The sequence below is a fragment of the Mesorhizobium sp. M1322 genome (assembly GCF_040318085.1).
Classification (GTDB): domain Bacteria; phylum Pseudomonadota; class Alphaproteobacteria; order Rhizobiales; family Rhizobiaceae; genus Mesorhizobium.
The window spans coordinates 17,592-37,011 of sequence record NZ_JAMYLP010000021.1 but is presented as its reverse complement, the minus strand read 5'-3'; the positions used below and the strand labels follow the sequence as shown (position 1 = coordinate 37,011).

General features: G+C 60.6%; 21 protein-coding genes and 1 pseudogene. 13 read left to right on the top strand and 9 right to left on the bottom strand.

What is annotated here, in order from left to right; translation table 11 throughout:
* Positions 1–9 precede the first annotated feature (9 nt).
* Entirely contained in the window at positions 10–981 is a 972-nt protein-coding gene (locus NKH12_RS10935; RefSeq protein ID WP_352953118.1) for a type II secretion system F family protein, read from the bottom strand.
* Entirely contained in the window at positions 981–2,369 is a 1,389-nt protein-coding gene (locus tag NKH12_RS10930; RefSeq protein WP_352953117.1) for a TadA family conjugal transfer-associated ATPase, read from the bottom strand. Before NKH12_RS10930 ends, NKH12_RS10935 begins: the two co-directional genes overlap by 1 nt.
* A 531-nt stretch (positions 2,370–2,900) precedes the next feature.
* On the opposite strand from NKH12_RS10930, the gene NKH12_RS10925 reads away from it, so the two are divergent.
* The 11 genes from NKH12_RS10925 (at position 2,901) to NKH12_RS10875 (ending at position 11,320) form a co-directional block, all read left to right on the top strand.
* Positions 2,901–3,074: a Flp family type IVb pilin gene (locus tag NKH12_RS10925; protein WP_352953116.1), complete on the top strand. Its 174-nt coding sequence runs from the start codon at positions 2,901–2,903 to the stop codon at positions 3,072–3,074.
* A 141-nt stretch (positions 3,075–3,215) separates the two neighbouring features.
* Positions 3,216–3,389: a Flp family type IVb pilin gene (locus NKH12_RS10920; RefSeq protein ID WP_352953115.1), complete on the top strand. Its 174-nt coding sequence runs from the start codon at positions 3,216–3,218 to the stop codon at positions 3,387–3,389.
* 97 nt (positions 3,390–3,486) lie between these two features.
* Complete coding sequence (cpaB, locus tag NKH12_RS10915; RefSeq protein WP_352953114.1) at positions 3,487–4,527, top strand: Flp pilus assembly protein CpaB; 1,041 nt, start codon at positions 3,487–3,489, stop codon at positions 4,525–4,527.
* A gap of 44 nt (positions 4,528–4,571) precedes the next feature.
* Positions 4,572–6,017 carry a type II and III secretion system protein family protein gene (locus tag NKH12_RS10910; RefSeq protein WP_352953113.1) on the top strand — a complete coding sequence of 482 codons (1,446 nt, stop codon included), beginning with the start codon at positions 4,572–4,574 and terminating at the stop codon, positions 6,015–6,017.
* On the top strand, positions 6,004–6,285 hold the full coding sequence (locus NKH12_RS10905) for a hypothetical protein (RefSeq protein ID WP_352953112.1): 282 nt from the start codon (positions 6,004–6,006) through the stop codon (positions 6,283–6,285). Before NKH12_RS10910 ends, NKH12_RS10905 begins: the two co-directional genes overlap by 14 nt.
* Entirely contained in the window at positions 6,263–7,813 is a 1,551-nt protein-coding gene (locus NKH12_RS10900; RefSeq protein WP_352953111.1) for a TadE/TadG family type IV pilus assembly protein, read from the top strand. Before NKH12_RS10905 ends, NKH12_RS10900 begins: the two co-directional genes overlap by 23 nt.
* A gap of 5 nt (positions 7,814–7,818) precedes the next feature.
* Positions 7,819–8,364 (top strand): TadE/TadG family type IV pilus assembly protein, encoded by a 546-nt coding sequence (locus tag NKH12_RS10895; protein ID WP_352953110.1) that lies wholly within the window; start codon positions 7,819–7,821, stop codon positions 8,362–8,364.
* 2 nt (positions 8,365–8,366) lie between these two features.
* Positions 8,367–9,002 carry a TadE/TadG family type IV pilus assembly protein gene (locus NKH12_RS10890; protein WP_352953109.1) on the top strand — a complete coding sequence of 212 codons (636 nt, stop codon included), beginning with the start codon at positions 8,367–8,369 and terminating at the stop codon, positions 9,000–9,002.
* Positions 8,999–10,162 carry a CpaE/TadZ family protein gene (locus NKH12_RS10885; protein WP_352953108.1) on the top strand — a complete coding sequence of 388 codons (1,164 nt, stop codon included), beginning with the start codon at positions 8,999–9,001 and terminating at the stop codon, positions 10,160–10,162. The genes NKH12_RS10890 and NKH12_RS10885 overlap by 4 nt, the downstream gene beginning before the upstream one ends.
* On the top strand, positions 10,146–10,736 hold the full coding sequence (locus NKH12_RS10880) for a L,D-transpeptidase (protein WP_352953107.1): 591 nt from the start codon (positions 10,146–10,148) through the stop codon (positions 10,734–10,736). The genes NKH12_RS10885 and NKH12_RS10880 overlap by 17 nt, the downstream gene beginning before the upstream one ends.
* Complete coding sequence (locus NKH12_RS10875) at positions 10,733–11,320, top strand: hypothetical protein (RefSeq protein WP_352953106.1); 588 nt, start codon at positions 10,733–10,735, stop codon at positions 11,318–11,320. The genes NKH12_RS10880 and NKH12_RS10875 overlap by 4 nt, the downstream gene beginning before the upstream one ends.
* A 95-nt stretch (positions 11,321–11,415) precedes the next feature.
* On the opposite strand, the gene NKH12_RS10870 is transcribed toward NKH12_RS10875, so the two are convergent.
* Positions 11,416–12,135, bottom strand: coding sequence for a hypothetical protein (locus NKH12_RS10870; protein ID WP_352953105.1), 720 nt, complete (start codon positions 12,133–12,135; stop codon positions 11,416–11,418).
* 162 nt (positions 12,136–12,297) lie between these two features.
* Here NKH12_RS10870 and NKH12_RS10865 point away from each other — a divergent pair.
* Together NKH12_RS10865 and NKH12_RS10860 are read left to right on the top strand one after the other, a co-directional pair.
* Positions 12,298–12,507, top strand: a pseudogene (locus NKH12_RS10865) (beta-barrel domain-containing protein); the annotation flags it as partial.
* Positions 12,497–13,135 (top strand): ribbon-helix-helix domain-containing protein, encoded by a 639-nt coding sequence (locus tag NKH12_RS10860; RefSeq protein ID WP_352953104.1) that lies wholly within the window; start codon positions 12,497–12,499, stop codon positions 13,133–13,135. The pseudogene NKH12_RS10865 and the gene NKH12_RS10860, both read left to right, overlap by 11 nt.
* A 318-nt stretch (positions 13,136–13,453) precedes the next feature.
* Here NKH12_RS10860 and NKH12_RS10855 read toward each other — a convergent pair whose 3' ends face one another.
* From NKH12_RS10855 to NKH12_RS10830, 6 genes are all read right to left on the bottom strand, one after another.
* Positions 13,454–14,512 carry an ABC transporter ATP-binding protein gene (locus tag NKH12_RS10855; protein WP_352953103.1) on the bottom strand — a complete coding sequence of 353 codons (1,059 nt, stop codon included), beginning with the start codon at positions 14,510–14,512 and terminating at the stop codon, positions 13,454–13,456.
* 44 nt (positions 14,513–14,556) lie between these two features.
* A complete protein-coding gene (locus NKH12_RS10850; RefSeq protein ID WP_023797160.1) occupies positions 14,557–15,378 on the bottom strand; it encodes a carbohydrate ABC transporter permease in 822 nt (273 codons plus the stop codon).
* On the bottom strand, positions 15,379–16,383 hold the full coding sequence (locus tag NKH12_RS10845; RefSeq protein WP_352953102.1) for a carbohydrate ABC transporter permease: 1,005 nt from the start codon (positions 16,381–16,383) through the stop codon (positions 15,379–15,381).
* A complete protein-coding gene (locus NKH12_RS10840; protein ID WP_352953101.1) occupies positions 16,383–17,720 on the bottom strand; it encodes an extracellular solute-binding protein in 1,338 nt (445 codons plus the stop codon). Before NKH12_RS10840 ends, NKH12_RS10845 begins: the two co-directional genes overlap by 1 nt.
* Positions 17,721–17,784: 64 nt before the next feature.
* Complete coding sequence (locus NKH12_RS10835; protein ID WP_352953100.1) at positions 17,785–18,444, bottom strand: GntR family transcriptional regulator; 660 nt, start codon at positions 18,442–18,444, stop codon at positions 17,785–17,787.
* A gap of 22 nt (positions 18,445–18,466) precedes the next feature.
* Positions 18,467–19,351 (bottom strand): dihydrodipicolinate synthase family protein, encoded by an 885-nt coding sequence (locus NKH12_RS10830; protein WP_352953099.1) that lies wholly within the window; start codon positions 19,349–19,351, stop codon positions 18,467–18,469.
* Positions 19,352–19,420: the final 69 nt, after the last annotated feature.

The following is a 19,420-nucleotide window of genomic DNA, read 5'->3' as shown; positions in this document are numbered from 1 at the left end:
TGGCTCCCGTCAAAAATCGAAATTGACCATGCGATACATAATGAAGTCGCCCAGCAGGGCCCATAACCCGAATATCAGGAACACAGGCATGATCAGCGGGCTATCCCAGACATCGCCATAGTAGCTCGGGGCGAGGCCCGTGAGAATGGCGAGCATCAAGAGCGGAAACAGGGAAATGATCCACGCGGACATTCGCCCCTCGGCCGAGAGCGCCTTGATCTTCAACCTGAGTTTCTGCCTTTCGCGCAGCACCGATGCGAGGTTCGACAGAATCTCGGTCAAATTGCCACCGGTCTTGGCCTGAATCGACAGCGACACAGATAGCAGTTGAAGGCCCTCAAAGCCGACGCGTTGCGAGAGTTTCCGCACCGCGTTTTCAAGGCTAAGGCCAAAGGTGATTTCGTCGGAAACGATGCCGAACTCGGTGCCGAGCGGGTCAGGCATTTCACGGGCGACAAGACCTATCGCCACGGAAGTCGGATGACCGGCGCGCAGCGAACGCACGATCATGTCAAGTGCATCCGGCAATTGTTTCGCGAATTTCTGGATTCGCTTGGCGCGCGCGCGGCGGAGAACCAGAAACGGCAGGACGAATCCGATGACAAGAAAGATGATACTCGAAACCACGGCGGAGAAGTGCAGCAGGAACGCAAATACCAGTGCCAGTACTAGTCCAGCGAGAATAAATATCGCGACAAACGACAGCGGATTCCCGGTAATGCCGGATTGGGTGTATAGCCTGTTCAGCCCGACCGCATTGAAAAGAAAATCGCCCGAGCCGGTCAGCCCACGTTCTCGCAACAATCCCTGCAAGGTCTGTTCGGCCGGAACCTCGTCAACGAGCCGCTTCAGCCGATGGTTGATCGTGGTGACCGTTGAGCGGCGCTTGGAGTAGGTCACGTACAGAGTCTCGCCCCCAAGAATGACCGACGCCGCCGCCAGCACATAAATGAGGTAAAGTAATGTCTGGCCCGACGGCATCAAAGCGGAACCTGCGGGTTGAAAGCATCCTTGGCAAAGTGATGGCCGAGCGTCGCCGCTTCCTGGGCAAAGCGCGGACGGATGCCAGTGGCGCGAAATTCACCGACGATCTGACCCTCCGCACTCACATCGCGGCGAACGAAATGGTAAAGTTCCTGAAGCTGGACGACATTGCCTTCCATTCCGGTCAGTTCCGATATGGAAACAACCCGCCTTCCCCCATCCGAAAGACGCTGCGTCTGCACGATGATGTCGATCGCCGACGCGATTTGCGCCCGGATTGAATCATGGCTCATTGGCATGCCCGCCATGCCGACCATCTGTTCCAGCCGCGATATGGCATCTCGCGGTGTGTTGGCATGAATCGTGGTCATCGAACCTTCATGGCCGGTGTTCATCGCCTGCAGCATGTCGAAGGCTTCCTCGCCGCGCACCTCGCCGACGATGATGCGGTCCGGCCGCATGCGCAGAGCGTTCTTGAGCAGTTCGCGCTGACGAACCTCGCCCTTGCCCTCGACATTGGGCGGACGCGTCTCCAGCCGGCCGACATGCGGCTGCTGCAGTTGCAGTTCCGCCGCGTCCTCGATGGTGATCAGGCGCTCTCTGGCCGGGATGTAGCTCGACAGCGCGTTGAGCAAGGTCGTCTTGCCACTGCCGGTGCCGCCTGAAACCAGGATCGACTTGCGTGCCTGCACGGCAATGCGAAGCAGGTCGATCATCGGCTGGCGGATTGAATTGAACGCCATCAGGCGTTCGAGCGAATAGGGGTTTTTGGAGAATTTGCGGATAGACACCAGCGGACCATCCACCGAGATCGGCCGCACCGCGATGTTGACGCGCGAGCCGTCTTCCAGCCGCGCATCCACCATCGGCGCGGATTCGTCGACGCGTCGGCCGATCGCCGAGACGATCTTGTTGATGACACGCAGCAGATGCGCCTCGTCGCGAAAACGGATCGAGGTCTCCTCGATCACGCCGCGCCGCTCTATGAAAACGCGATTGTGCGTGTTGATCAGTATGTCGGAAATTGAATCGTCTTTCAGCAGCGGCTCGATCGGCCCGAGGCCGAGCATCTCGTCGGCGGTGTCGCTGGTCAATTGATCGAGCTCGCGAGCATTCAGCGGCACGTTGCGAGCGCGAACAAATTCCCGCACGATCGGCCGGATCTCATTCAGGATTTCATCCTTGGACGCGTTTTCAAGGGCGGTCAGGTTGAAGCGATCAATGAGGTGGCGGTGGAGCTCGACCTTGAGCGACAGGAAATCGTCACCATGCGGTTGAAGGTCGACAACAGGAGGAAGCGTCGGGGTGGCGGGCAAAACCGCCATCGGCTCGAGCTTTGGCTCGACTCGCAACTCGCTTGGCCCTTTAGTGAACCGCCCCAACATATCGCGTTATACTCCCCCGTAGAATCCGTCGCCACGGAAACTAAACGTTAACCACGCAGGGCACAAGCGCCAGCTTCGCACCATGCAATTTAATACTTCAGACATAGTTAAGATCAAGCATCAGAAAACGCGACGTTTATTTCGTCAGCGGCGCTGTCCTAATGGAACACGAGTACTCGCCTTTCAATGCCAGTGCCTTTTTTGCCACAAAGCCGTCATGGAGCCCCTCGCAAGCCCTTAGATATAAAGGAATATGCACTGCCACTAATGCTGCCCCACTTCTGCCGTACCCACGGCCAAATTATGAACGAATGGTTAAGATGGGTTGAAAAACGAGCCGAATCAATGTTTTGTTCTGCCTGAGATCGGGAATATTCTTGCCAAATCATGTATAGGAAAGTTAAGAAACCCTTATCCCATTTGACTCTGATTTTCGTCGGGACTTAGATCGAGATGACGGGGGATGCTTGGGTATGGATTTCATCCTTGGCTCGTCTCGTCGGGTTCAAACCTCCAAAGGGAGAAATTGGCATGAAGAAGCTCATGACGATGACCCGGCAGTTCCGCGACGACGAAAACGGCGCTGCCATGGTCGAATACACTATCTTGCTCGGCATCATCACCGTAGCTGTGATTGCATCGATCATAGTCGTCGGCGCCTGGGTCGGCACTCGGTGGACAACGCTGTCGGCGGCGTTGCCGTGATATCTTGACGCCGTCATCGACGCCGGAGACACCTGCGGCGTCGATGGACTAAGGTTTCGATTAAAGATGACGGGGGATGCTACGGTATGGATTTCATCCTTGGCTCGTCTCGTCGGGTTCAGACTCTAAGGGAGAATTGGCATGAACAAGCTCATGACGAGGACCCGGCAGTTCCGCGATGACGAAAACGGCGCTGCGATGGTCGAATATACCATCTTGCTCGGCATCATTACCGTAGCTGTGATCGCATCGATCATAATCGTCGGCGCATGGGTCGGCACCCAGTGGACGACGCTGTCGGGAGCGTTGCCGTGATATCGTGACGCTAATCATCGACGCCGCGACTATCCGCGGCGTCGATGATCAAGAATAATACAGCAAGCTGTGCAAACGCAGTCGGGTGGGGCAAGAAATGCGCGCAAACAGTGTCATCATGATCGTTCTCGCCGGCGTGTTCGGCGTGGTGGCGGTGGTGCTCGCCAATATTTGGCTGGCTAGCCAGCGCAGTGCAATGGCGCGGACGGATGATGTCCAGCGCGACACGGTCGTGGTGGCCGCAATGCCGTTGAAGTTCGGCGACACGCTGTCGGCGGACAAGCTGCGCGAAGTCGCCTGGCCCTCAGGCGCCGTCCCGACCGGAGCTTTCAAGACAACGAAAGAAATGCTGGAGGGCGAAGGCACGAAGCAGGCGCTGCAGGCGATCAGTGTCAACGAGCCCGTTCTCGCCACCAAGATCACTGGCCCCGGCCAACGCGCCACACTTTCAGCAGTGCTCGGCGAAGGCATGAAAGCTGTTTCTATCAGGGTCAACGACGTGCTTGGCGTTGCCGGGTTCGTTTTCCCGGGCGATCGGGTCGATGTGCTGCTGACGCGCAAGGTGCGTACCTCCCAGGGGGCGGACCAAAGTTTCGTCGACGTGCTTTTGCAGAGCATGAAAGTGCTCGCCGTCGATCAGGTCGCCGATGAAAGCTCCGAGAACCCGACGGTCGTGAAGGCGGTCACGCTCGAGGTCAGCACCAAAGACGCTCAGAAGCTTACCTTGGCTGCCGACGCGGGCCAGCTGTCGCTGGCGCTTCGTCAAGCCGCCGCTAGCAAGGGCGAGACGACCGAACGCATTACGCTTTCAGACTTGACCGGTGATACGCCGGATGATGTCGCAGCCAGGCAGGCCGAACTCGCCAAGCAGGCAGCAGCCGAGGCTGAGGCAGCAGCCGAGCGCAAGCGCGCGGACGACAAGATCAATGGGCTGACCCAGGCCGTGGAACGGGTGGGAAGCAGGCTCGACCTGTTGAGCAGCGCAAAACCTGCTCCGGCAGTGGCCTCAGCACCCCAGATGCAAGAAGTGGTTAAGGAAGTCGTCAAATATGTGCAGCCGGAGCCGCCGGCGCGTGCGACGATCGGCGTCTTCAGGGGTGTGAAGCTCGAATCTTACGACGTGCCGCGACAAAAATAGCGTTACGGTATTGCCGAACGAATCGGCAAGAGGGGGTAGTCTAGATGCGTATGTTCCGAGGACCACTGGCGGCTGCCGCGTTGGCCTGTTCGGTCATGTTACTGGCGATCGACCTTGCCGCTCATGCAGCCGACCGTAGGATCGATGTGTCGAACCCCAGCGTCCACCGTATTTTCCTGCCGATGTCGCAGTCGGTGACGATCCAGGTGAACGCCACTCTCGGTGACATCGTCGTCGGCGACGAGAAGATCGCCGACGCCCAGCCAATGACCGACCGGACGCTCTATGTCATCGGCAAGACCGCCGGCACCACCACCGTCAACCTCTTTTCAGAAGACAAGCGCTCGCTTGGCGTGATCCAGATCGAGGTCGGCGTCGACGTGAGCGACATGGCGCAGGCGATCCGGCAGGTGGCGCCCAGGTCGCGCATCGATATCGGTTCGATCAACGGCAAGGTCAGGCTTGGCGGCCACGTCAAGGACGGCGCCACGCTGGCGGCGATCATGCAGGTTGCCCAGCAATATGGCCCCGACGCGATCATAAACGCGGTGACGGTCGACGACAGCCAGCAGGTTAACCTTGAAGTGCGGGTGCTGGAGGCCAAGCGCAATGCCGGCCGCGATCTTGGCGTCTCGATCAGGAGCACCAACGGCAGCGGCACGACCCGCACCGCAACGGGCATAGCCGCCGTCGACGAAGACGGTGTGGTGCTGGGGCCGGGCAATCTGCTTACCGGCCTTCTTTCGAACACCAGCCCGTTCGCGGCGCTGATCACCCGCGTCATCGACAGCAACATCAAGGTCGACCTGATCATTGAGGCTCTCGAGGCCAAGGGTGTTGTGCGCACCCTTGCCGAACCCAACCTCACCACTCTTTCCGGTGAGGTTGCCAGCTTCAATGCCGGCGGCGAAGTACCTATCCGCGTCGACGACGGTGATGGCGAGATCAGCATCGAGTACAAGCAGTTCGGCGTCAATCTGCTGTTCACGCCGGTCGTGCTCGAAGACGACAAGATCAACATCAGGCTGGCGCCGGAAGTCAGCGACCTCACCGGTTTCACCACCGCCGGCGACCCGATCTTCACCAACCGCAAGCTGTCTACCGTCGTCGAGTTGCGCGACGGCCAAAGCTTCGCGGTCGGCGGGCTTCTGTCCAGCAAGAACACCAAGATCCAGAGGCAGGTGCCGTGGCTCGGCCAGGTGCCGATCGTCGGGACGCTGTTCCGGAATTCGAGCAACCAGAAGGAAGAGACGGAACTGGTCGTGATCGTGACGCCGCGTATCGTGCGGCCGGTAAAGCCTGGCGAGCAGCTGGCGACGCCATTCGACAAGACGCGGCCCGCCAACGACCCGGAGTTCTTCATCCTCGGTCAGCTCGAAGTGACCAAGGACATGGTTCGCAAATATGAACTAGGTCAAGGCGTGGTCGGCCCCTACGGCCACATGCTCGACCTGAAATCCAAGGACAAGATGATCTATGTCAAGAAATAGCGCGTTGATCATCCTCCTGTGTGCCGCCCCGCTGACTGGCTGCGCCGATTATCTTAACCGCTACGAAACGGTGACACTGGCTGCCGGCGACACGCAGAAATACAATTCTCTGCTGCAGACGGTCGATCCGCTCAATCCCGCGTCGAAGAACACAACGATCGAGGGCGATGGCGCGCGCGCTGCCGCTGTTGCCCAGAATTACAAATTTCCACCACCACCGCCGCCTCCGCCGGCCATAACGGTCAATGTCGGCGACACCGGGGATTAAACAGAAGGATGCGGGTTCAGCGTCAGGCAAAGTGACTGGCGTCAGGGGAGCTAAGAGTAAGACCATGCTGCGGATTGTTCGCTCGTTCTGGCACGATCAACGGGGAATAGCGCTGATCCTGGTCAGCATCATGCTGCCGGCGATCATCGGATTTTCGCTGCTCGCCATCGACATGAGCAGGGTGAACAACCTGCACAATGACCTGCAAAAGGGTGCCGACGCATTCTCGATCGCTGCGGCGGCCGAGCTTGACGGCAAGTCGGACAGCATCACCCGGGCCGATAGAGCGCTGCTTACGCTGGTAAGCAATCGATATACCTTCTCGACCTCCGGCCCCCCTCAAACGCTAGCTGCCGCCGGAGTAACACGCCGCTATCTTCGCTCATTGCCGGCCACCGACAATCTCCCGATTGTGGCGGCCAATGTGATCACCGACGAACTGAACGACCCCCAACTCGCCCGTTTTGTTGAAGTCAGCGTGAACCCTGTCGGATTTGCCGCGATCTTCCCGGCCTCGTTCTTGCAGGCCGGCGCCAGCAACTCGTTCACGGTCGGCGCTGTCGCTGTCGCCGGGTTTACGTCCGGCGTCTGCGACTTCACGCCCGTCTTCATCTGCAATCCGTACGAGAACGATCCTGACTACACCCTCGAAGAGGCAGCCGCCAGCGTCGCCTTGCGTCGCCGCCTAATCGAACTGCGCAAGGTCGGCAACGGTGCGGCCGCCGGTCCAGGCAACTTTGGTTTTCTCGAGCCGCCGGAGGGTGTCGGCAACGGAGCCCAGGCACTTGCACAGACCATCGCCACATCCAGGCCGATCGGCTGCTATAATTCCGCAAGCGTTGACACAAAAACCGGTCAGAATGCCGGCCCGGTGCAAGACGCCTTCAACGTTCGTTTTGGGATTGGAGCTAATGGCAACCACTTCGACAGCCCCGAGTACGGCCCGGCCGCCAATGTCCGAAAAGGGGCGATTCGGACATCAGGCAGCGCCAATCAATGCCCTTCCATGAACCGACTTTCGTTCACCGAACCTGGAACGATGGGCCTTCCGCGCGATGCGGCAACGCCATACATGGGCGGGCGAATGGGCGACGGAAACTGGAACTTCTCCGCCTATTGGACAACCAACTTCGGTTCAGCAACCTATCCATCGGCATGGGATACGACCAAGCCGACCCGCTATCAGGTCTACCGTTACGAGATATCGGCCGGGTTGGTGGGCACCGCGTCGACCGGTGGAGAGGTCGGAACGCCGCCAGCAGCTTGCCAACCGCCTGTCACGTCGGTGGACCGTCGCCTGATCTATGGCGCGATCCTGAATTGCGACGCGCTCAACGATACCAACGATCTTTCTGGCCACAGCACCGGTCTGCCAGTCGAAGCATTCGCCAGTTTCTTCCTCACCGAGCCCGTAGCCTCGCCGTCGGAGGATGGATCCGTCATGGTTGAACTTGTCGACATTACCGGTCGCGGCGGCCAGGGAACACTCGACAACTTCCTTCGCGACGAAGCCCAGCTTTATCGGTGATGGCGATGATCAGAACGCTATGCCGCCACCTCGACAGATTTCGACGCGACAGCCGTGGTGCGGTCCTCGTCGAAATGACGCTGATCACGCCGCTGATGCTGATCTTGTCGGCAGGTGTGTTCGAGTTCGGCAATCTGATCCACAAAAAGCTGCTGATGGAGGCCGGCCTGTCGGACGCGGCACGCTTTGCCGCGCGCTGCAACAGCCAACTATATACTAGCTACCCTGGGTTCACGGCGATCAACTGCGCCGATATCGCAGCAAACATCGCGGTGTTCGGCAATGTGGCAATGACAGGCAGTCCGCGCATCAGCGACTGGGAGAAATCGGGGGGGGCATCCAACAATGCGACGGTGACCATCGCCGCCCCCGCTTCCTGTCGCGACGCCGTCGTCGCCGGCGTCACCCAATATCGCTCCACCACGGCACAAGTCTGTATCGTCCGAGCGGTCGGCAACTATCCATATGCCGGCGTCGGCATGCTGTCGTTCATCGGAATCGGTCCGATCACGCTGACCGGCTCTCACGAGGAGCGGTTGATCCGATTCTGATCATGATCAAGCGTTTTGCGAAATCGGAAGACGGCGCGGCGATGGTAGAAATGACCATCGTGGCGACGCTGCTGTTTGCCCTTGTTCTCGGCTTCGTCGATTTCGGCTATGCCTTCTATCAATGGAACGCCGCCACCAAGGCCGTCCAGTTAGGCGCGCGCCTGGCCTCTATTTCCGATCCGGTTGCCACCGCGCTAGCTACAGCCGCACCGACGACGACACCGGGCGCTCCGGTCGTTGCCGCGGCCTACGGACCATTCACCTGCACATATACCGCCGGCACAGGGGCTTGCAGCAACGGCGGCACATTCAATGCTGCTAATTTCAGCCGCATTTTTCGTGGCGACACGGCAATCACTAACGACGACACCTGTCCCCCGCTGGCGACCGACCAGCGGCCGGGTATGTGCCATTTCTTTCCTAGTCTCAGGCGTGACAACGTCGTCATCACCTATTCCGCCACCGGCCTTGGCTACCAGACTCGGCTGGGCGGGCCAGTGCCTACAATCACCGTTAGCCTTCAGAACCGGACTTTCCAGTTCTTCTTTCTGCAGGGACTGATGGGGTTTGCGAACATCACCATGCCCTCCATGCTCAGCACGGTTACGGGCGAAGACCTGAAGAGTACCGCGTCATGAACGCCATCAACACCAAGGTTCTGCCGACCAAGAGAAAGCAGGTGGCGCTGTTCTCGTCGGATCCGCATTTCAAGCGCGAGGTGGCGACGCGCCTCGATGCGCTGGCCATCTACGATGTCAGGATGTCCGAGACGGCCGACTTCCTGAAAGGCCCGCCCGCCGAGACGCGCCCGGGCATCGTCATCCTCGACCTGGCCAACGGCGAGTTGCTCGACAATGCGGGAATAGTCGCGGCGCGCGCCTTGTGGGCGACCGTGCCGCTGATCGCGGTCTCCGACGAGTTGACCTCCGAAAAGACGCGCATCCTGGTTCGCATGAACGCCTCGGACTGGCTTCACAAGCCGCTCGACGCCAAGGAGCTGCTGAACGCGGTCACCTTCCACGACACCGGCAACCAGGGCACCAAGAGCCGCATCATCACTTTCATCAGCGCCAGCGGCGGCGCCGGCGCCACGACGCTCGCTCTGTCGGCGGCGGAATTCCTGGCCTCGAAATCCACCGAACGGGCGGCTTCGACCTGTCTCGTCGACCTCGATTTCCAGAGCGCCAATTGCGGCGCCTATCTCAACCTGTTCAACCAGTTCGACCTGGCCGGCATCATCGGCCAGCCGGAAAGGCTCGATGTCGAACTGATGGACGTCATCAGGCTTTCGCGTCCCTCCGGCCTGACCCTCTATTCATTCGAGAGGCCGCAGCTGCCGTTTGAGCCGCAGGGCGCCGATTTCGTGTTCCGGCTGCTGGACCTCGTTGCCTACCGGTTCGACGACATCGTCATCGACCTGCCGAATATCGAAACCCCCTGGCAGAATTCCGTGCTTTCGACGAGCGACGAGATCTTCATCGTCTTCGAGCTCAACGTTGCCTCGCTGCGGCAAGGCAAGCGGCTCTACACGAAGATCCGCGAACTGCGCGGCAATTCGGTGAGCATCACCCTGGTCGCCAACAAGCATAAGCGCAAATGGTTCGGCAACCACTTTTCGCGCAGCGAACTCGAGAAGATCTTCAAGGCGCCGCACATCAAGTCGGTCGGCCTGGACAATGCGCTGCTGACCGACGCGCTGAACCGGGCCATCCTGCCTTCCGAAGTGGACGGGCGGGCGCGCTTCAACAAGGACCTGAAGCGGATGTTCAAAGAGCGGCTCGATGTCGCAGCCCGGTAGATACCGCATCGTCCCGAGGCTTGCCGGCGCCTGCATCATCGGACTGGCCGTGGGGATGCCGGCAGGAGAATTCGCCCAAGCCCGATCCGCGTTGTCGGATCGGCCGCCGCTGCCGGCAATGGGCCCCAGCCTGCGCAAGGCGGTTGCTCTCCAAACCGTGGAACAGCCCGGCACGATCATCATCCGCAAGGACGAGAAGGCGCTCTATCTGGTAACCCGGCAGGGCCATGCGCTGCGCTACCAGATCAGCGTCGGACGCGACGGCTTTGGCTGGACCGGCATCGTCAAGGTGGGAGCGAAAACGGCATGGCCGGAATGGCGCCCGCCCAGGGAAATGCGCGCCCGCCAGCCGGAGCTGCCGGAAATGGTGCCCGCCGGTCCCTACAATCCGCTCGGCGCCAGGGCACTCTATCTGCTGCGGGACGGGCGCGACACGCTCTACCGCATCCACGGCACCAACGATCCCAAGGGCATCGGCTTCGACGGAACATCGGGATGTTTCCGTCTTACCAACACTGATGTGATCGATCTCTTCAAGCGCGTCTCGGTCGGCGCAAAGGTGGTGGTCCAATGACGATGATAAGCGACCCGGATATGCCGGCAATCGACATTGGGCCGGCAACCCACACTGAAGAGCAAGCTGCAGTGGGGAAACCGAGCAATGCAAAGATGATCGGCGTTGTCGCCGTCGGCGCCTTGTTGATCACGGCAGTGAACATAACGGCCGCGGTCTATTTCTACCGCGGGATCAACGATCTGCGCCTTGTCGAACGGCGGCTGGAACAGCTCGGATCGTTCGAGCAACGGATCGCAGCCCGGCTTGATACGGTCAACAATGGCTTTCAAAGCCGGTTTGAAAAACTGGACAGTCAACTGCAGGGCAGCTTCAACGAAGTCAAAGGCAGCATTGCCCGGCTTGAACAGGAACTGCCCCTGGACAGTGACGACAACATGTCGAGCATAGCGGAGCCTTCCGTGATCACGACCAGCGCCATGGCGGAAGCAGCCACCGATCTCGAAGAAGCGACCGAACCCAGTATCGCCGAAGCGCCGCGCCCGCCCAAAAAGAGGATCGCGGCGGCGCCCCCTCCCCCAAACTCGTCCTACCAGCGCATAGTGCAGCCGGACGGCAAGGTTCATTACAAGAAAATCAACTAGAAGCGACTGACATCGAGAGAGCGGTTTGCGTTCAGCTGCATACCGAGCAGCCGTGGTTGGCAATGCCGATCGGGAGCGGATGGCCGTGCCGGAGTCTAGAGATCCCGCTGCAGAGCAATAAGCCGTATGGCGAGCGCTTTGGAGCGCTGTCGCGCTTCGCCGAGAAACGCAACATGACAGTAGGCGCAGGCTGCAGTGCCCAGAAGCAGCACCAGGCTGTTCTGCCATGTGAAATCGAGGATCAGCGAAAATGGATGGCCGCCGGGCGCGGTGAATGCCGCAATCGTGCTCGCTGTCTCAGAATGGCTGCTGGAAGCGATCATCAATCCGGCGAAAAGCAGAGCGATGTGGTTGGCAAGGAACAAGAACGCGGCCGATTTTCTCGTCCGGCAAGCCATCCAGCAGACGATCGGCGTGACGGCCACGATGGCGGCATCAAGGACCATTGAGCCGCCCAGATAGAGGTCGACCTGCTGCCAGAACATCGTCGACAAAGGGCGCAGTTCAAGCCAGATCCGCCACATGACCGGGCTGGCCGGATAGGTTCCCAGCAGGAACGTCGCTGCTCGCTCCCCTGCCAGAATCAGAAGGATGAGAGCTGGAAAGGCAAAGAGCAGTAGCGGCTTGCGCGTCATGTTCCCTCGACAATCGATAAGCAGAATAGGCTGCAAAGATTGCACGAGGCTTAATGGACGGCGCGCTCTTCCCGAATAGAGGCGCTTCTGAGCCACGGCCCCGGGGAGTCGCGGCAAGCAACATTGATCATAGGCGCAGGCGGCCTGCCACAACCGTAGCGAGCCGCCGCTATGTGCCATTTTCGCTACATTCCCGAAACTTACCTGTTTTTAGCCGGCGCTGAATCAATAAACCCTCACATATTCCAAGAATTTGGCGGATAATCCGTCAAAGCTCGGTGAGAAGGCTTGGCCATATAAAAACGTACAGGGCAGAAGCGTGGGTGGGGTAGAAATGAATACGACAGCCTGGTCGATCAAAAAACGGGTGGGCCCTTTTACCAAGTACGTGTCGCGACAGACAAATCGACGCTCGAACGGGATGGCAAGGCGTGTTCCATCATCCCGGGCATGATCTGCTCAGTCGACATCAAGACGGGACGCAAGACGATCCTGAGTTACCTTTTGAAGCCGATCAACAAGGCGCGTCAGGAGGTTATGAGTGAGCGCTAGCGCCACCTCTCCCCCCACCAATCCTGATCCGCTACTCCTGCCGCTCGCCAACGAGGATTTTGCACTGGAATTTCGAGTTGTGGCGCGTGGCGGAATGCGTCGCGGGATCCGCCTGGAGCGGGCTTTTTGGATATCGCTGAAGCGGATGGCTGAGAGCCGGAAGTGCACGATCGGCATGCTGATCGATGAGATAGCCGGAACTCAGGCACAGAACGGCAACCTGACATCGGCAATCCGGGTAGCCTGCATACGCGGTCAGGCGGAGGAAAACGTGACGTTGAGTAAGCTCGCGTCAATAAGGACAATCAACGCCATACTGGTTGCCTGCCCCTCGCCTGCATTTGCCTTGACGTCATCGAAGAAGATCCTGACTTTCAATGTTCCGTTCCAGCAACTGGTGAAGCGCCAACTGCCTTCCGGACCAAACGACGATGCGCGGCACGACCTCAAGCTGGCGCTGGACCTCAACGTTGCCGACATTTTTGCGCGCCTCGACCTCGACGGCGACACTCCGGTCACCAGCGGATTTGTCATCGGCGCCGGCGAACGCCAGTACCGTGGTCAGTTGAGCGCCGTGCGGGCTCCGGTGATCGAGCCGGAGCTGCTGATGGCGTTCGTCTTCGGCTAGACCGGTTCCGGCGGTACTGAACGGTCAATCCTGGCCGAAGACGCTTCGCGTAATTTTCACGGGGATCATATCCGCTCCGAACCTTCGCCAGGAGCAACCGTTGCGAAGCCGCCCTTGATGTCGGCCAAAATCCTCACAGTCGCCAGCCAGCCGCTCGATCGCTACGCGGGGAACCGCCGCTTCAGCCAGTCGAGCATGAGGGCGGTGACCTCCTCAGGCTTCTCCTGCTGGGACCAGTGTCCGCAATCAGCGATCACATGTTTCTTGCTGGCGAATGGGTTGGTTCGCTGACGCTGATTACCCAGGCGTCTGTGCCAATCACATACGCCGGCCGGTTTTCGCGTCGAACAGGTGGGCGCAGGCGCGGTCTACCTCGATCCGTATCTGCGCGCCCTGCTTAAGCGGCAGCCGCTCGCGGAATAGGCAGGAAATTTCCTCGCCGGCGCAGTCGACCTTGGCAAAGATTTCCGAACCCGTGGCTTCCAGAAGCGTCACCGTGCCTGGCATGCCCTGGGCGGTTGCGCGGATGTGCTCGGGACGGATGCCGTAGACGAGTTCGCGTCCTGCAGCGTCGGTCGGGCGGGCACCTTCCGGCAGCGGCAGGATCAGCCCGCCGGCGCTGCGGAACACGCCTTCCTCGATGCGGCCGGCAATGAAGTTCATGGCAGGCGAGCCGATAAAGCCGGCAACGAAGAGATTGGCCGGCTGGTCGTAGAGGTCGAGCGGCGCGCCGATCTGCTCGACCAGGCCATCATGCAGGACGACGATCTTGTCGGCCATGGTCATGGCTTCGATCTGGTCATGCGTGACGTATATGGTTGTGGTGCCCAGCCGCTGGTGCAGCGCCTTGATCTCGCCGCGCATCTGGACGCGCAGCTTGGCGTCGAGATTGGAAAGCGGCTCGTCGAACAGGAAGACCTGGGGGTCGCGCACGATGGCGCGACCCATGGCGACGCGCTGGCGCTGGCCGCCGGAGAGCTGACGCGGATAGCGCTCAAGCAGCTTTTCCAGGCCGAGGATGCTGGCGGCATTCCTGACGCGGCCAGCGGTATCGGCAGGATCGGCTTTCTTGATCTTGAGCGCAAAGCCCATATTGTCGGCAACCGTCATATGCGGATAGAGCGCATAGTTCTGGAACACCATGGCGATGTTGCGGTCTCGCGCCCGCAGATTGTTGACCATACGATCGCCGATGGCGATCTTCCCGCCGGAGATCGTTTCAAGTCCGGCGATCATGCGCAGCAGCGTCGACTTTCCGCATCCCGACGGGCCGACCAGGATGACGAACTCGCCGTCGGCGATGTCGACGCTGACGTCGTGAATGATCTTGGTGGCTCCGAAAGCCTTCTGCACGTTGTTGATTGTTACCGATGCCATTGGATTTCTCCAGGAGAAGAGTGATGTCGAGCTAGAATGCGGCTTCAGCCGCCCTTGACCGCTCCGGCGGTCAGCCCGGCGACGATCTGCTTTTGCGCGAACATGGTCAGGACCAGCACCGGCAGCGTCACCACCAGTGCTGCGGCGGCGAGCGGCCCCCAACTCACCTGCTCATAGGAGAGCATGTTGTAGACGGCAACCGGCAATGTGCGCGTCTCGCGGCTGGCGAGCACCACGCCGAAGACGAAATTGTTCCACGAAAAGATGACGGAGAGGATGAAGGCGACAACGATGCCCGGCTTGGCGATGGGCAGGGCGACCAGCCGGAACACCTGCCAGGAGCTGGCGCCGTCGATATTGGCCGCCTCTTCCAGCTCCATCGGCGTGGTCTCGAAATAGCCGATCATCACCCAGACCACGATCGGCACCGTCACCACCAGGTGGATGATGATCTGCGGCCAGAGCGTGCCCAGGATCCCGATCCATTGGAACAGCAAAAACAGCGGGATGAGATAGGACAGCCCCGGCGTCATGCGGGCGATCATGATAACGACCGCCGATTTTTCGGCCTTGAGCCGCGCTATGCCATAGCCGGCCGGTACGCCGATCAGCAGCGCCAGCAGTGTCGCCGTGCCGGTCACCAGAACCGAATTCCAGAGATAGAGCAGGAAATTGTTCTCCTCGAACACCTTTACATAGTTCGACCAGGCGAAACGTTCGGGGATCAGGATCGGCGGATAGGCGCCGTTGTCGATCTCGAATTTCAGCGACAGCGAGATCATCCAGAGGAAGAACAGGATCGCCGGCGAGACGATGACCAGAGCCGCGAAAAACAGGCCGATCTGGTTGAGCAATCGTGAGCTCATCTATTTGCCCTCCGCATCGTTCCACTGCGAGCGCTGGCGCAGCATCAGGAGGATGAATGACAGCGCCACGATGACGATGAAGAACACCACGGCCATGGCCGAGCCATAGCCGATGTCGTAATAGGAGAAGGCGGTGTTGTAGAGATAGATGTTGATGGTTTCGGACGCCGTGCCCGGTCCGCCCTGGGTCATCGCATAGATGATGTCGAAGCTCTTCAGCGCGTCGATGGTGCGGATGATCAACGCGATCATCAGGAAGGGCGCGATCATCGGCAGGGTGAGGTAGCGGAATTGCTGCCAGGCATTGGCACCGTCGATCTCGGCGCTCTCGAACGGCTCGCGCGGTACCGAGGCCAGCCCCCCCAGCACGATCAGCATCACCAGCGGCGTCCACTGCCAGGTCTCGACCGCGACCAGCGAAGGGATGACCGTTTTGGCGTTGAATATCCATTCCTGCGCCGGGATGCCGACCAGCGATAGAAGGTAGTTGAGCACGCCGAGCTGGGGATGGAACATCATGGTCCAGACCAGCGCCACGGCAACAGGCGTTGCCATCATCGGCATGACGAAGACGCCGCGCAGCAGGCCGCGCAGCGGAAACCGGGCGTCGAAGATCAGGGCGGCGACAGTGCCCAAGAACATCGGCGCTGCCACCGAGAGGGAGGTGTAGGTCAACGTATGAACAAGGGATTCCCAGAATCGCGGGTCGCTCGCCAACCGGAGATAATTTTCCATCCCGGCAAAGCTCCGCGACTGGCCGAGCGTCCAACGGTTGACGCTCATCCAGAGCGTGAAAGCCCAGGGAAAGACGATCACGGCGCTAACGACGACGAGCGCCGGAACGACGAAGGGCCAGTAGTTGGGAGTCAGCCGGATCGTCTGGCTCCCTTCGATGGCTTGTTCAGTCGTCACCCCGGTGCGATCCGTCGTCACCCCGGTGCGATCGGTCGTCACCCCGGTGCGATCGGTCGTCACCCCGGTGCGTTCTGGGGCGATGGCGGACATCAGCCCTGCTCGCTCCTGTCGAGAACCGGCTGGAACTGCGCGGTGGCCTTCTTCAGCTCTTCGGCAGGATCAGCGCCGGCAATCATGTTTGTCAGCGCCACGCCATAGATGTCGCGGAACTCGGTGACCGGGATGATCACCGGCAGCGCCAGCCTGCTGATGTTGCCGGACTGAACCACGGCATCGAGCCAGCTTGCCGGCATGGTGACGCCTTCCCGCACCTTGGGGTCTTCCAGCACCGACTTGCGGAAAGGCACGCCGGCGCCGGCCTGGAGCAGGCGCGCGCCCATGGCCGGGGAAACTGCCCACTGACAGAAGAGATAGGCGGCCTCCTTCTTTTCGCTGGAGGCGGTCACGCCGAGGCCGTCGCCAAACGTCCCGGAGGCATGCGCCTTGGGCCCCTTGGGCATGACGCCATAGCCGACCTTGCCGACCACGCGCGACTTTTCGGGATTTTCCATCGGTGGGGCAAAACCGACGCCATCGAACCACATGCCGATCTTGCCTTGCAGGAAGGCGGACTGCGCTTCAGCCCAATTGAAGCCGGTGACGCCCGGAGGGGCGGACTTGGTCATCAGCCTCTGGTAAAGGGCGGCGGCCTCGATCGCCTCGGGAGCCTCGGTGCGCAGCTTTCCCTTATCGTCGAGCGGCGTCATGTCGTAGCCGAGCATCAGCGACGTCCACACCGGCGTGTTGGCATTCTTGAGGCCGCGGGCGACGAAACCGAACGTGTTGGTCGATGGATCGGTCAGTGCTTCGGCGGCGGCCACCAGCTGGTCGAACGATTCAGGGTATTTGAGGCCCTTGGCCCCGAACAGCTCCTTGTTCCAGTAGACGATCCAGTAGTCCACCGAGAAGGGCAGGGAACGCAGCACGCCCTGGTTGTCCTTGGCGAAAAGCATGCCGGCCTCGGCGAAATCGCTTTCGACCAGGCCGGGATCTGTCAGGGTCGGATCGGCCAGATAGCCGGCGATGTCGGCCAGCCAGCCACCCTTTTCGAACTGGCGCTTCTGCACGTGATAGCTGAGATGCACGACGTCGAAGCTCGGTTTGCCGGAACTGAGCTCGATCACCGTCTTCTGCCGCTGCTGTTGTTCCGGCGTCGCCTCGGCATTGACCTTGATGCCGGTCAGCTCCTCGAATTCGGCGATGTATTTCAGGATGGTGTCGCTGCGCGGGCTTTTAACCAGATTGACGTCGAGCGTCGTGCCGGCAAAGCGCTTCCAGTCGACGCTGGCGGAAAAGCTCGGGCGAATGCCCGCCAGGCCCGCGGCAGCGAGCGCCGTGGTTCCTGCAAGAACTTGCCTTCTCGTTGGCTTGAACGGATTGGACGACATTTCTTCCTCCCTGGGGTTGCTGTCGTTGTGGATAGCTTCGCGGCAGCCGCGAACCATACGTTCCTCAGATCTGGAGCGCCAACCGGCGCGCATTGTCGATATGCCGGCTGATCGCCTCGACCGCCTTTTGCGGGTCGCGGCTCTCGAGCGCTTCGATCACCGTCAGGTGCTCCTGCATCACCGGCACGACGCGCCCGTCGATACGGAAACGCTCCTGGTGGATTAGCCTGATCTTTACCGAGTTGACCAGATACGCCTTGGCGATGATCTCGTTGCCCAGCGCATCGATGAAGGTATCGTGCATGGCCCAATCGATGTTCTGGGCCCTGGCTTCCATTTCCGGCGTCGGCGCCTGCGACAGCGCTTGAGCCAGCATGTCCTCATGCTCGTGCCGCAGGCGGGCGAGCTCGGCGTCAGAGGCGTTGACGGTGAATAGCGCCACCGCTTCGCGCTCCATGAACAGGCGAAACTGGAAGGCTTCGCGGATCAGGTTGACGTCGATATGGGCGATCTGCATGCCGCGCTGCGGGATCGTCGTCAAAAGCCCCTCGGCCTCGAGACGCGGCACGATCTCGCGGATGGCGCCAAGCGGCAGCCCGGTAAAGGCAACCAGCTCGCGCTGCGACACGAATTGTCCCGGCCGCAGATCGCGGGCCAGCAAATGCCGCGTAAAGCTGGCATAAGCTCTTTCCCTGAGGGTTGCCGGTTCGCTGCTGTCGTCCATTTCAGCGCGCTTCCCTTACCGGTCAGGCCGGCTCTGTCGCAAACAGACTGTCATAGGCGGCAGCAAGCTGTCGCCGCCCCTGCGAAGTGATCGGCTCCAGTGGCGGACGGACCGCCAGCCAGCGCTCGTCGCCGGTCTTGCGCGCCACCATGACCTTCACCGCCGGGGTGACCGGATATTTGAGCAATTCGAGCACAAAGCTCTCGACGCGGGCATCGTCGCGGCCAACCTCGGCCATGGCGCGGATTTCGCCGATGACGAAATTGGCCATGCCGGAAATGGCGCCCTGCCCGCCCTGGCGCACACTTCTGGCCAGGTGCCGCTCGTCGCCGATCAGGATCACCAGGTCGCCATGGGCTCTTAGCAGCGCCTCGCTGTAGCTCCAGTCGCCACCCGAATCCTTGACGCCGGCGACCACGCCGGGGAAAGCCGCACGCAGCCGACCGATCAGGGCAAGCGGAAGCGGCACCATGGTGACAGAAGGGATGTTGTAGAGGAGGACGCCGCGGGCCAACGGGCCGAGCGCAGCGAAGACGGCGGAAAACCATCCGAACAGCCCGTCCTCGCCGACATTCTTGAAGTAGCTCGGTGGAGCCAGCAGGATGTTGCGGACGCCGCATTGCAAGGCATGCCGCGCCTGTTCGGCAGCGTCTTCGGCCGCATCGACCAGCACGCTGGCGACGAGCTGATGTGCCGGAATGCCGGCGGCCAGCATGGCCTCGGTAACGATCCGCCGCTCTCCCGTGCCCACCGAGGCGCCTTCCCCGGTGGTGCCGAAGAGCGTTGCGCTGCTGCAGCCGGCGCCAAGGCAAGCCCGGGCCTGCGTGATCATGGGAGAGATGGCGATTTGCCCGGACGGCTCGAAAGGCGTGGTGAGGGCAACCGAAAGACCAAAGCGCGAGGCCACTGCTATTCTCTCCAGACATCAATGTGCAAGCAGTCATAGCACGCTAACATGTTAGTTGTAAATTGCGGC